General features: G+C 44.1%; 14 protein-coding genes. 10 read left to right on the top strand and 4 right to left on the bottom strand.

What is annotated here, in order from left to right; translation table 11 throughout:
* The first annotated feature begins 127 nt into the window (after window positions 1-127).
* Window positions 128-859: a copper homeostasis protein CutC gene (locus tag EDC16_RS11105; RefSeq protein WP_132967948.1), complete on the top strand. Its 732-nt coding sequence runs from the start codon at window positions 128-130 to the stop codon at window positions 857-859.
* Here EDC16_RS11105 and EDC16_RS11100 read toward each other — a convergent pair.
* Window positions 856-1,158, bottom strand: coding sequence for a HigA family addiction module antitoxin (locus tag EDC16_RS11100; protein ID WP_132967922.1), 303 nt, complete (start codon window positions 1,156-1,158; stop codon window positions 856-858). The two genes, EDC16_RS11105 and EDC16_RS11100, sit on opposite strands and share 4 nt — an antisense overlap.
* A 7-nt stretch (window positions 1,159-1,165) precedes the next feature.
* Window positions 1,166-1,444, bottom strand: a complete 279-nt coding sequence (locus tag EDC16_RS11095; RefSeq protein ID WP_132967921.1) for a type II toxin-antitoxin system RelE/ParE family toxin — start codon at window positions 1,442-1,444, stop codon at window positions 1,166-1,168.
* Between the two features lie 310 nt (window positions 1,445-1,754).
* Here EDC16_RS11095 and EDC16_RS11090 point away from each other — a divergent pair, with 310 nt between their 5' ends.
* Window positions 1,755-1,931 carry a type II toxin-antitoxin system HicA family toxin gene (locus EDC16_RS11090; RefSeq protein ID WP_132967920.1) on the top strand — a complete coding sequence of 59 codons (177 nt, stop codon included), beginning with the start codon at window positions 1,755-1,757 and terminating at the stop codon, window positions 1,929-1,931.
* A 39-nt stretch (window positions 1,932-1,970) separates the two neighbouring features.
* Window positions 1,971-2,393, top strand: a complete 423-nt coding sequence (locus EDC16_RS11085) for a type II toxin-antitoxin system HicB family antitoxin (RefSeq protein WP_132967919.1) — start codon at window positions 1,971-1,973, stop codon at window positions 2,391-2,393.
* Between the two features lie 63 nt (window positions 2,394-2,456).
* On the opposite strand, the gene EDC16_RS11080 is transcribed toward EDC16_RS11085, so the two are convergent.
* Window positions 2,457-3,116 (bottom strand): hypothetical protein, encoded by a 660-nt coding sequence (locus tag EDC16_RS11080; protein WP_132967918.1) that lies wholly within the window; start codon window positions 3,114-3,116, stop codon window positions 2,457-2,459.
* A 232-nt stretch (window positions 3,117-3,348) separates the two neighbouring features.
* Here EDC16_RS11080 and EDC16_RS11075 point away from each other — a divergent pair, with 232 nt between their 5' ends.
* The 5 genes from EDC16_RS11075 (at window position 3,349) to EDC16_RS11055 (ending at window position 7,831) form a co-directional block, all read left to right on the top strand.
* Window positions 3,349-3,783 carry a type II toxin-antitoxin system RatA family toxin gene (locus EDC16_RS11075; protein ID WP_132967917.1) on the top strand — a complete coding sequence of 145 codons (435 nt, stop codon included), beginning with the start codon at window positions 3,349-3,351 and terminating at the stop codon, window positions 3,781-3,783.
* Complete coding sequence (locus EDC16_RS11070) at window positions 3,776-4,150, top strand: RnfH family protein (protein ID WP_232517228.1); 375 nt, start codon at window positions 3,776-3,778, stop codon at window positions 4,148-4,150. Before EDC16_RS11075 ends, EDC16_RS11070 begins: the two co-directional genes overlap by 8 nt.
* A gap of 28 nt (window positions 4,151-4,178) precedes the next feature.
* A complete protein-coding gene (locus EDC16_RS11065) occupies window positions 4,179-5,393 on the top strand; it encodes a ribosomal protein uL16 3-hydroxylase (protein WP_132967915.1) in 1,215 nt (404 codons plus the stop codon).
* A gap of 415 nt (window positions 5,394-5,808) precedes the next feature.
* Window positions 5,809-7,155 carry an exodeoxyribonuclease VII large subunit gene (gene xseA, locus EDC16_RS11060; RefSeq protein ID WP_132967914.1) on the top strand — a complete coding sequence of 449 codons (1,347 nt, stop codon included), beginning with the start codon at window positions 5,809-5,811 and terminating at the stop codon, window positions 7,153-7,155.
* 115 nt (window positions 7,156-7,270) lie between these two features.
* Window positions 7,271-7,831, top strand: a complete 561-nt coding sequence (locus tag EDC16_RS11055; RefSeq protein ID WP_198362743.1) for a cytochrome b — start codon at window positions 7,271-7,273, stop codon at window positions 7,829-7,831.
* Window positions 7,832-7,868: 37 nt separating this feature from the next.
* On the opposite strand, the gene EDC16_RS11050 is transcribed toward EDC16_RS11055, so the two are convergent.
* A complete protein-coding gene (locus EDC16_RS11050) occupies window positions 7,869-8,978 on the bottom strand; it encodes a pyridoxal phosphate-dependent aminotransferase (RefSeq protein ID WP_232517227.1) in 1,110 nt (369 codons plus the stop codon).
* A 202-nt stretch (window positions 8,979-9,180) separates the two neighbouring features.
* Here EDC16_RS11050 and guaB point away from each other — a divergent pair, with 202 nt between their 5' ends.
* On the top strand, window positions 9,181-10,644 hold the full coding sequence (guaB, locus tag EDC16_RS11045; RefSeq protein ID WP_132967913.1) for an IMP dehydrogenase: 1,464 nt from the start codon (window positions 9,181-9,183) through the stop codon (window positions 10,642-10,644).
* Window positions 10,645-10,762: 118 nt separating this feature from the next.
* Window positions 10,763-11,665 (top strand): DUF4299 family protein, encoded by a 903-nt coding sequence (locus EDC16_RS11040; protein ID WP_132967912.1) that lies wholly within the window; start codon window positions 10,763-10,765, stop codon window positions 11,663-11,665.
* Window positions 11,666-11,756: the final 91 nt, after the last annotated feature.

Here is an 11,756-nt window from a genome sequence, read left to right as displayed (position 1 = left end):
AGTTTCACCTGTTTATTATTGATGAGCCTAATGATAGTAAATTCTTTTGGATTGTTTAACAAGCAATTACTTTTTTGGAGTAATCTTGTTAAGATTGATTCTAAAGCAGAAAAAGGAGAATGGCATGATTACGATAGAAGTGTGTGTGGACAATATCGAATCGATCCATATCGCACAAAAATACGGTGCTGATCGAATCGAGCTGTGTGGCGCGTTGGCGTTGGGCGGAATAACGCCGAACTATGGCTTGATCGAACGTGCGCTCGCAGCGGCGCAAATTCCACTGTATTTAATGATCCGTCCACGCGCAGGGGATTTTCTGTTCAGTGAAGCCGAAGTCCAAATGATGCAGGCGGATATCCGTTTGGCGCGAAAGTGCGGTTTGCAGGGGGTGGTGATTGGCGCATTAACCGAAAACGCCGAGATTGACATACCGACTTGTCAACGCTTGATTGACTGTGCCGATGGCTTGGGCGTGACGTTCCACCGTGCTTTTGATCTCTGCCGTGATCCGCAAACCGCACTTGAACAGATTATCGAACTGGGCTGCGAGCGACTGTTAACCTCCGGACAACAGCAAAGTGCGGTCGCAGGTGTCGAATTGATTCGAGCTTTAGTACAGCAAGCGGATCAACGCATTTCGGTTATGCCCGGCGCCGGCGTGAATCCAAACAATGCACGGCAAATTTTGCAAATTAGCGGTGCACAAGAGCTGCACCTTTCCGCCGGCGGTTATCGCCACAGCGCCATGTTGCTCAACGAAGCGCCAAGCATGGGCAAAGACAGCCGACAAGATCAACAGATCAACATCACCGATGGCAAAAAATTACAGGCAGTGCTGGCGGCGATTAGGGATTAACCAAGCGTAACCAATTTAGCAGGCAACACATTTAGCTGCCCTTTTTGGCTAGCTTTCCATAAATTATATTCGGCTTGTTGATGTAACCAACTTTCAGGGCTGGGGCTGTCTTCCCCCAACCAAATATGTAGGCGCAGTGCCATCTCTGCACTGATTGCGGCTTTGCCATTTAGCAGGCGAGATAAAGTGACACGATTGATGCCTAATTGTTTTGCTGCTTCAGTGACGCTTAATCCCAACTCAGGCAGAATATCGTCACGAATAACTTCAGCGGGGTGTGGTGGGTTGTACATCATCATAGTTTTCCTACTGATAATCTTGGTAGTCAACAATTTCTGCATGACCATTACTTAACTTGAATGTGATACGCCAATTTCCATTTATTTTTACACTCCAATAATCTGGCATTTTTCCGAGTAACGGGTGTAAGCCCCAGTCTGGTAAATTCATATCATTTATTGTCTTAGCACTATCTAAGCGAGCGAGAATCCGGGCAATTTTTTTCGCTTGAGAAGCTTGAATCCCTGATTTGTTTCCGCTTTCAAAAAATAGTTTTAGTCCTTTATGTTTAAAATAAATAATCATTTTAACCTAATTTATATAATATTGTAGCGTATAGCGCTACGGTTTGAAATGGTTTGAATCGTTTCTTGCATTAAATATTTAATTTAAGAAACAACCAATTGTTTTTAAATGAATTTTTTATAAATAAAAAGACTTGTTATATTATTCTACGATCTAGATCGAAAAATAGGTTTAATCTGTTTGTCGCTTGATTTTTCTTACGCCATTATTTGTTTAAGACAAGAAAAATAAATCAACATTTTTGTTTGTTTTTCTTGACGAAATAATCATTTTTGTTTATTTTAAATTTATCTTAAAACCACGGGGAAGGATGAAACAACGTGAGTTTTTAAGATGGCTAATTGCGCAGGGTGTTGAGAAAAAAGAGGGTTCGAATCATATCAGATTGTATCTTAACGGCAAACAATCGGTGCTCCCTCGTCATCCGTCGAAAGAGATAAAAACGGGGACAGTTCAGGCAGTTAAAAAGCAATTAGGTCTTAAGTAATATTAATATAAATTTTTGGCTGTTAATCGGTAAGAGGTAATGATGTTCTATCCGGCAAAATTTGATAAAGAGGGTGGCGGTTATAATGTCACTTTTCGTGATATTCCCGAAGCGATTACTTGCGGTGATGATTTGGACGATGCATTTTTTATGGCAAAAGATGCGTTATTGACTGCAATGGATTTTTATTTTGAAGATCATCGTGCTGTGCCTTCACCAAGTGCGGTGCAGCAGGGAGAATATCTGATTGAATTGCCGCTCAGTGTGGCGGCAAAAGTGTTACTGCTAAATGAAATGATCGCACAAAATATTAGTAATGTGGAATTGGCAAGGCGTATTAAGGTAAAACCGCAGGAAATGCAGCGGATCACAAATTTAAACCACACCACCAAAATTGACACGATCGGACGTGCATTTTCAGCTTTAGGCAAGAAGCTTAATTTAAGTGTTAGTTTGTCATAATGGATAATAACGTCATTTATTCCTAACCAAAGGAAGTTTATTCCCTTGGTTAGGAATACTACTCTAGAACTGCTGGATTGTATTCAATGCTTCTTCTGCGCCACGACGATTGCCGCCATAGGGAATAACAAGAGTAAAACTGGTTTTCTGCTCGGTTAAATATTGCAATTCTAAAAAAGCAGTTTCCGTAATATGGCTGGTGGAGGTTGATTTACTGCCGAAGTTATAACCAAATGATGAGCCAAATACGGCGACATTGCCTTTATGCTTCGTCGTGGTGTGAACGGTTGATTCCCGTTCCACTTTTGCGGAAATTAACTTTGCTTTATCAAAGACAAGCGGTTCATAATCAGTCTGTTGGTTATTGATAAACAGTAATTTGTTGGCGGTATCGATGGCAAACAGGCTAGGTGGTACTTTTGATTGCTGCGATAAGGTGGTGGAAATGCCGGATTCTCTAAGCTGTTCATTCATTAATTTCAGACAACGAGTATATTGTAGATTGGCATAGGTTAAATTGATAATACCGAAAACCAGTTTAATTAAGAACAAGGCGACAAAAATAGAGATGATTAAGGTAATAATGCCATTAGTCAAACCTTGGATAAAATTCTCGACCACAATTAAACCAAAGAAAGCAATAATAACCCAAAATAGGATACGATAAACCCAATTAACTTGGTTGAGCATTTTTAGGATTTGTTGTGATTTATTTTGTTGCATAATGATCCCTTAAAGAAGAAAATAAACAGTTTTGTTATCCTACTTTAAAGGGGGGGATGTCAAGCGCAACGATACTTTTATTATTAATTTGTTAATCTGAAAAGAAAAAGTGACTTTTGAACCGATTAAATTAGCGATAATGATTCTTTAGATTGGCAGCGTCTCTCGTTTGATCTTCCCCATTCCATAGCGTATATTACGCAGATTATTTTTTGCTATAAGTAGGAATCTCATGCCGTCCGTTAATCAATCGGCGTTGGTGGGTTACAGCGCAACGCAGATGTATCAATTGGTTAATAATTACGAACAATATCCGGAATTTCTGCCGGGTTGTGTTGCCAGCCAAACATTGGTTAGCAATGAAAATGAATTGACGGCGCAGTTGGTGATCAGCAAAGCCGGAATTAGCCAACAATTTACCACCCGCAACACTATGCAACCGAATAAACAGATCCAAATGCAGCTGGTCGAAGGGCCGTTCCGTTTCTTACAAGGCTATTGGCAGTTTGATGAAATTGATGAACACAGCTGCCAAATTCGGTTGAAACTCGATTTTGAATTTTCCAGTGCGCTAATCAGTGCGGTATTCGGCAAAATTTTTGAACAGCTGACGATGAAGATGATAGATGCGTTTAAACAGCGCGCCAAAGAGGTGTACGATGTCTGAACCAACGACAGTAGACAACATTACGATTCAAATTGCGTATGCGCTACCGGACAGCTATTTTCTGCAAAGTTATCAAGTTGAACCGGGCACGATTATCCAAAATGCGATTCTACAATCGGGAATTTTGGAACAATATAAAGAGATTGATCTGCGCAGCAACAGCGTCGGCATTTTCAGCCGTTTGGCAAAATTGACCGATGTGTTGCAAGACGGCGATCGGATTGAAATTTACCGTCCGTTGCTGGCCGATCCGAAAGAGATTCGTCGCAAGCGTGCCGAGCAACAAAAACAAGAATTAGACGCGCAAAAGGCGCAAGAAAAACAGCAACGTGCCGAAGCCAAAGCGTTGGCTAAAAAACAAGCATAAACAGACTTTAAATTAAAAGGATAACTCCATGTCAAAAATCGCTTATTGTCTTCCGAATGAAATCAGTGCCGAGCAGTTTCTTGCACAATATTGGCAGAAAAAACCCTTGTTGATTAAAAACGGCTTGCCGCAAATCGTTGGCTTGCTTGAACCGCAAGATATTATTGACTTGGCACAGCAGGACGAGGTGACGGCACGCTTGTTGAAAACCGAACAAGATCCGCAGGGCGAAGAGCGGTGGACACTGAAAACCAGCCCATTAAACAAAAAAGATTTTAGCAAATTGCCGCCGCAGTGGTCGGTGTTGGTGCAAAATTTGGAACAGTGGTCACCGGAGTTAGGCGAATTATGGCAAGCATTTGGTTTTATTCCGCAATGGCAGCGTGACGATATTATGGTGTCGTATGCGCCGCAAGGCGGCTCGGTCGGGCGGCATTATGATGAATACGATGTATTTTTAGTGCAGGCATACGGACATCGTCGTTGGCAACTCGGCAAATGGTGCGACCCGAGCACCGAATTCAAACCCAATCAACCGATTCGAATTTTTGATGAGATGGGCGATTTGTTGCTGGATGAAGTGATGGCGCCGGGCGATGTGCTGTATGTGCCGTCACGTTTGTCGCATTACGGCGTGGCGCAGGATGACTGTTTGACGGTGTCGTTCGGGTTGCGTTATCCGAATTTGGGCGATTTGATCGACAATATCAATGATGCGATCTGCCACCCGACACCGCACTTTAATCCGGCATCGTTGAATATTCCGTTGCGTTTGTCGCCAAATGCTCAACTATTGGCGCAACTGGATCCGGCAATGGTGCAGAATATGAAACAGCAATTGTTGGATCATCTGAGCCAGTCGCCAGAGTTTGATCGATTATTTCAGCATGCGGTGGCAACTGCGGTCAGCAGCCGTCGTTATGAGTTATTACAATCGGACGATGAATTTTATCCGGAAGAATTGAGCGAGATGTTACAAGACGGTGCAACCATTCAGCAGGACAGCAACAGTAAAATGCTTTATACCAAACAGCCGTTTGCATTGTACGTCAATGGCGAATGGTTAGACGAGTTAAGCGAACTGGAAAGTGCGGTTTTAAAAGATCTGGCAAACGGCGTTGTGTTGGATTGGGCGGCTTTGCAAGATTATGTCGCAAATTGTGATGATGAAATGGCGCAGGATCTGTTGTTGGATTCGCTGTGCAGTTGGCTGGAAAACGGTTGGTTGGTGCTGGGGGAGTAGGCTTATTTATTGCTACTGTTATTTCGCTTTGCGGCGACTTTCTTTTAAATTTTACACCCTCTAATGTGGTTCACAAGGGAAGCAGAAAAACACGACGGAAAGTATGAGATTTTAAAAATAGAAAGAAAAATGAAAGTGAGGTGCGTTTGGTTTTAAATTCCCCATCTGTAGTGCCTGAGCGTTTGCGTGAAGATTTCAAGGTCAATTTGTCGTGTTCGAAGCCTGCGTAGCAGGCAAGTTTACAAATTGACCGTAGAAATTAGCAAAGGCGAAGAGTCGCACTACAACTGGGGTCGCCTTTCTTTGGCTTACTTTTCTTTGGCGAAGAAAAGTAAGTCGCCATCGGCGAAATCCGATAGTTAACTTAAGATAAAAGATAAAAATACGAAAATAATCATATAATAACGGTAATCCCATGCAAAACACCATCTACTCCGTCAGTCAACTCAATCAAACCGCACGCTTATTGCTGGAAGAGCAGCTTGGGCATATTTGGCTGACCGGGGAAATTTCCAACTTCAGCCAACCGGTGTCCGGGCATTGGTATCTCAGCCTCAAAGATGAAAATGCGCAACTGCGTTGTGCCATGTTCCGTATGAAAAACAGCCGAGTGGGTTTTCGTCCGCAGAACGGTATGCAAGTGCTGGTGCGTGGAACGGTTAGCTTGTATGAACCGCGTGGCGATTACCAACTGATTATCGACAGCATGCAACCTGCCGGTGACGGCTTATTACAGCAACAATTTGAACAACTGAAACAAAAGCTAGCTGCGGAAGGCTTGTTTGCACAACAACTCAAAAAACCGATACCGCACTTTAATCGCCGGATTGGCATTGTGACCTCGAAGAGCGGTGCGGCGCTGCAAGATATTTTGCAGGTGCTGCAACGGCGCGATCCCAGTTTAGAAGTGGTGATCTACCCGACGCAAGTGCAAGGCAAAGATGCCACCGCGGAGATCGTACAAATGATCGAGCTGGCGAATATACGTCAAGAAGCAGATGTGCTGATTGTCGGGCGTGGCGGCGGTTCGTTGGAAGATTTGTGGTGCTTTAATGAAGAAGCGGTGGCAAGAGCGATTTTTGCCTCGCAGATCCCGATTATCAGTGCCGTCGGGCATGAAACGGATGTCACTATCGCTGATTTTGTGGCTGATCTACGCGCACCAACGCCGTCAGCAGCGGCGGCGATGGTTAGCCGAGATCATAAAGAGCTGCTGCAACGCTTACAATATAGCCTACAACATTTGGAAATGGCGTTTGATCGCTTGTTCAACCGCCAACAACAACGGTTGGAACGCTTAAGACTACGCCTTGCCAACCAGCATCCAAGCAAACAATTGGCATTTCAGCGCCAGCAAAGCGTGCAATTGCTCTGGCGTTTAAAACAAGCGCTGACTAAACAGCTGGATCGCAAGATTAATCGTCACGCCAATTTACAGCAGCGACTACAGCAAAATCCATTGCGTTATCCTATCGGACAACAGCAGCAGCATTTGCAACAATGGAAAGTGCGGTTAGCAACCGCGATTGAAAAGAATATGAGCGTTAAACAGTACCAATTTTCCGGTGCTTGCGCCAAATTGAACAGCTTAAGCCCGCTGAATGTGCTGGCACGGGGCTATTCGATCAGCCAAAATGCACAGGGCAAGGCGATTGTAGACAGTCGCCAGTTGCATTTGGGTGACAACATCACCACCCGTTTCAGCCGTGGCGCAGTGGTGAGTCGCGTGATTGACATTTCGCCGGATACGTCTGATGTATAGTGGCGCTTAAGCAAATTTTAACTAATTTCTGCTATGCTTTAGTGGCGAACTGATTATAATAGTCGCCCGCTAACGCATTTTTATTTAAAACAATATTTACTCACAGGAACATGGTATGTCAAAAATGAAAGATACGCGCGAACGCCTGTCGCATATCACTCTCTCACTGCATTGGCTAATTGCCTTTTTTATCCTCGGTTTGATGAGTTTAGGGGTTTATATGACTGAAACCAGCAGTTATGATTTGTACCCAACCCATAAATCTTTGGGCATTTTTATCTTTTTCTTTATTGTGATCCGTGCGTTATGGCGCTGGAAAAATGGCTGGCCGCAACCGGTTGCGCAACACAAAAGCTGGGAAGAGGCTTTGGCAAAATTGGTACATTGGGTTTTGATTTTAGGCACATTGGCATTCCCGATTTCCGGAATGCTGCTCTCGATCGGTGGTGGTCACGGGCTGCAACTATTTGGTTTGGATTTGATGTCGGCAAATCTAGTGGACGGTCAGCGTCAAACGTTAAATCCGGACTTGGCGAGCATTGCCGGTGAAGTTCACGAAAGCCTGCTTCCCATTATGCTGGCTGCGATTTTGTTGCATGTTGCTGGCGCATTGAAACACCATATTATTGATAAAAACAACACCCTAAAACGAATGCTGGGTTTTAAAAACCAATAATCATCAAATAACCTAACGGGCGGCAATTGCCGCCTTATCATTTTTTCGATTTCAACCAACCTTTCAATCGTTCCACGCCTTCGCGCATATGGGCAATCTCACGGGTATAGGCAAAACGCAGGTAGTGCTTGGTGCCGTTTGTACCGAAGTCGATGCCCGGGGTGGTGGCCACTTGAATTTCAGCGAGCATTTCTTTGGCAAAGCGATAACTGTCATCGGTGTAATGCGATACGTCCGCCCACAGATAAAACGCCCCTTGCGGTTTAAATTCGATGGTAAAAAGCTGTTTTAGTTCGTTATATAGATAGTCCCGTCGTTCACGGAAAGTATTTTGGATTTGGGCTAAATACGCATGATCAAACGCTTCTAATGCGCCGTATTGGCTCAAGGTCGGTGCACAGATAAAGATATTCTGTGCAATAATTTCCGCTTCCCGCACTTTGTGTTGCGGCACGATAATCCAGCCTAAGCGTGCGCCGGGCATGCAGAAATATTTGGAAAAGCCGTTGATCACATACGCATCAGGGTTGAATTGCAGTGCGGTGGCGGCTTGTTCTTCATAGACTAAGCCGTGATACAGTTCGTCAGAAATAAAAGCAATTTCATGCTGACGGCAATATTCATTTAAGGCTTGCAAATTTTCAGCGCTGTAAATATTACCGGTCGGATTGGCAGGGGAAGAAATCTGCAAGGCGCGGATTTTTTCAGCTTGCGCTTGCAGCTGTGCGACAGTTAATTGATAGCAACTGCTTTTATCAACCGCTATAAAGTGCGGTTCAACTTCCATCATGTGGGCAAAATTTTTGTAGCACGGATAAGACGGATCGGTTAAACCCAGTTTATCGCCGTCTGCCAGCGTCAACGCATAAGCAATCAAAAAAGCGCCGCTGGTGCCCGGTGTGAGCAGCACACGTTCCGGGGCGATGTCGATTTGATAAGTGGTGCGATAATATTGGCAAATTTTCTCACGCAGCGCATATAAGCCTAAACTTTCGGTGTAGCTGAAACGGTTATCTTCGACCGCACTTTGTAATGCGGCTTTCACCCTAGGCGACGGAGGCAAATCGGGTTGCCCGATTTCAAAATGAATGGCATTTGGGTATTTCCCTGCTTCACGCACAATATCCATTACAATAAATGCACTCATTTTGTCATACCGCATCATCTATCCTTGCTTGTCAATAAAAAATTGTTGCCATGCTACGGCAATCGTGGCATGAGCTCAAGCCCAATGTACGAAAAAATAGCAGCGGAAAAAAGCGAAAGAAAAAATTCACAACTCAAATGAAGATCTGTATAATCCGAGCGCAATATTTTTACTTCAACTTTCCAATTAGAGAGATATTGCCATGCTAAGAGTCGTGAAAGAAGCCCTAACATTCGATGATGTTTTACTGCTTCCCGCCCATTCCACCGTTTTACCAAACACTGCAGATTTATCCACCTACTTAACCAAAGACATTCGCTTAAATATTCCGGTGCTGTCGGCGGCGATGGACACCGTCACCGAAGCGAAATTGGCGATTTCCCTTGCACAAGAGGGCGGCATCGGTTTCATCCATAAAAACATGAGCATCGAACGCCAAGCAGATCGTGTGCGTCGTGTGAAAAAGTTTGAAAGCGGTATTGTCACCGACCCGATTACAGTGCGCCCAGACATGAGTTTGCGTGATTTGGCAGTATTAAGCAAAAAGAATGGGTTTGCCGGCTATCCGGTGACTACTGAAAATGGCGAATTGGTTGGAATCGTCACCGGGCGTGACGTACGTTTTGTCACCGACTTGGATCGTCCAGTCACATCGGTGATGACCCCGAAAGAGCGGTTAGTCACTGTGAAAGAAAACGAACCGCGCGAAGAGGCATTTTCGTTAATGCACGCTCACCGGATTGAAAAAGTGTTAGTGGTCAACGATGCGTTTAAACTGGTTGGGATGATCACCCTTAAAGATTACCAAAAAGCCGAAAGCAAACCGAATGCCTGCAAAGACAAATTTGGCCGCTTGCGGGTCGGGGCAGCCGTTGGTGCGGCGCCGGGCAATGAAAGCCGAATTGAGGCTTTGGTGGAAGCCGGCGTTGATGTGCTGTTGATTGATTCCTCACACGGACACTCTGAAGGTGTGTTGCAACGGGTGCGTGAAACTCGTGCCAAATATCCTGATCTAGCGATTGTGGCGGGCAACGTCGCCACCGCAGCCGGGGCGATTGCGTTGGCTGATGCCGGCGCAAGTGCGGTTAAAGTCGGGATCGGACCCGGATCAATTTGTACCACCCGTATTGTGACCGGTGTTGGTGTGCCGCAAATCACCGCAATCGCCGATGCAGCGGAAGCGCTGCAAGGGCGTGGTATTCCGGTGATCGCAGACGGGGGCATCCGCTATTCCGGTGATTTAGCCAAAGCCATTGCTGCCGGGGCGTCTTGCGTGATGATGGGCTCAATGTTGGCGGGCACAGAAGAAGCGCCGGGCGAAATTGAACTGTATCAAGGCCGTGCATTCAAAGCCTATCGAGGCATGGGTTCATTAGGCGCGATGACCAAAGGCTCGTCGGATCGCTATTTCCAATCGGATAATGCCGCCGATAAACTCGTACCGGAAGGGATTGAAGGACGCATTCCATACAAAGGGCTGCTGAAGGAGATTATCCATCAGCAAATGGGCGGCTTGCGTTCGTGCATGGGGTTAACCGGTTGCGCCACCATCGAAGAACTGCGCACCAAAGCGGAATTCGTCAAAATCAGCGGCGCCGGCATCAAAGAGAGCCATGTGCATGATGTTACGATTACCAAAGAAGCGCCGAATTATCGTTCGCTATAAGGCTTAAAGTGCGGTTGAATTTTATCTCATAGCTTCATTCAACCGCTTCTTTTATTAACCGCTTTTTTTATCGCACAGTAAGTATCGCACAGTAAATATTGCATAGTAAGGAAATAAGATGAGCCGCAGATTCAGCATTAAAAATAAAAAGCCCTTATTTAGAAATATGAAAATAATGACAGTCGATGAAGTCACCTCATTAGTCGATAATTTATCAATTTATGATTTCCCAACTGATCAAGATCAATTCGACGCACTATTGGTGAAACCATTAGATGAATTTGAATGTGTACATCTGGGCGAAGAAGGAAAAAGTTGCCGCACTTTTGAACTCTCTTATTCGATAGAAACCGCAAGCTATGACGTTCGAGTTTTTACCCCCAGCACAAGAACCGATTGGAAAATTGCCATCAATTTTATCCAAACTTTAGCACGGCATTTAAATACCAAGGTTGTTGATGAAGAGGGCATTTGTTATTCAGCGGATAATATCAGCTATAATTACGAAAACGATATTCTTTTCGGCATCAAAAATTTAATCAATCCTGAATATAAAGGCTATACTATTTTCGGTATCAATCATCCTGTTTCCTTTAGTTCTGATATGGTTGAAAAACTAAAAAATGCAGATGATAGAATTCAAGTATTCGAAGATATTTTTTATGAAAACCAATATTTGGATGCCTATTTTGCTAAGCAGCGTTTTTATCAAAAAGATGATGACCAACAAATTATCGCTGCTTATACCTTGACGCAACAGACTGAAACTATTCTGCCTTACGAACCCGCAGTAGAATTTAGTAATTTACACTTTATCAAAGATGAAGAAATTAGTCAGTGGCTGATGACATTGGTTGTTTTTGAAGATCCCGATGATGTTGAAACTTATTCTATGCTGGGGGAACTCAATTATTTTGATTTCATTAAGCAACTACCAAAAAATAAATACCGTCATATTGATGATAAATATATTCTTGTTGACGGAATGACAAAACAGGAGTTGGAAAATTTACTGACATAACATTTTGGCATGATGCAACGGATTGAATGTGACGCTCGGCAATCTTTATCAAATTCGAATTCTAGAAACACTAAATTACTATTCGTTGCCA

This window comes from Testudinibacter aquarius (assembly GCF_004342725.1).
Classification (GTDB): domain Bacteria; phylum Pseudomonadota; class Gammaproteobacteria; order Enterobacterales; family Pasteurellaceae; genus Chelonobacter; species Chelonobacter aquarius.
This window is presented reverse-complemented; position numbering and strand designations above follow the sequence as displayed.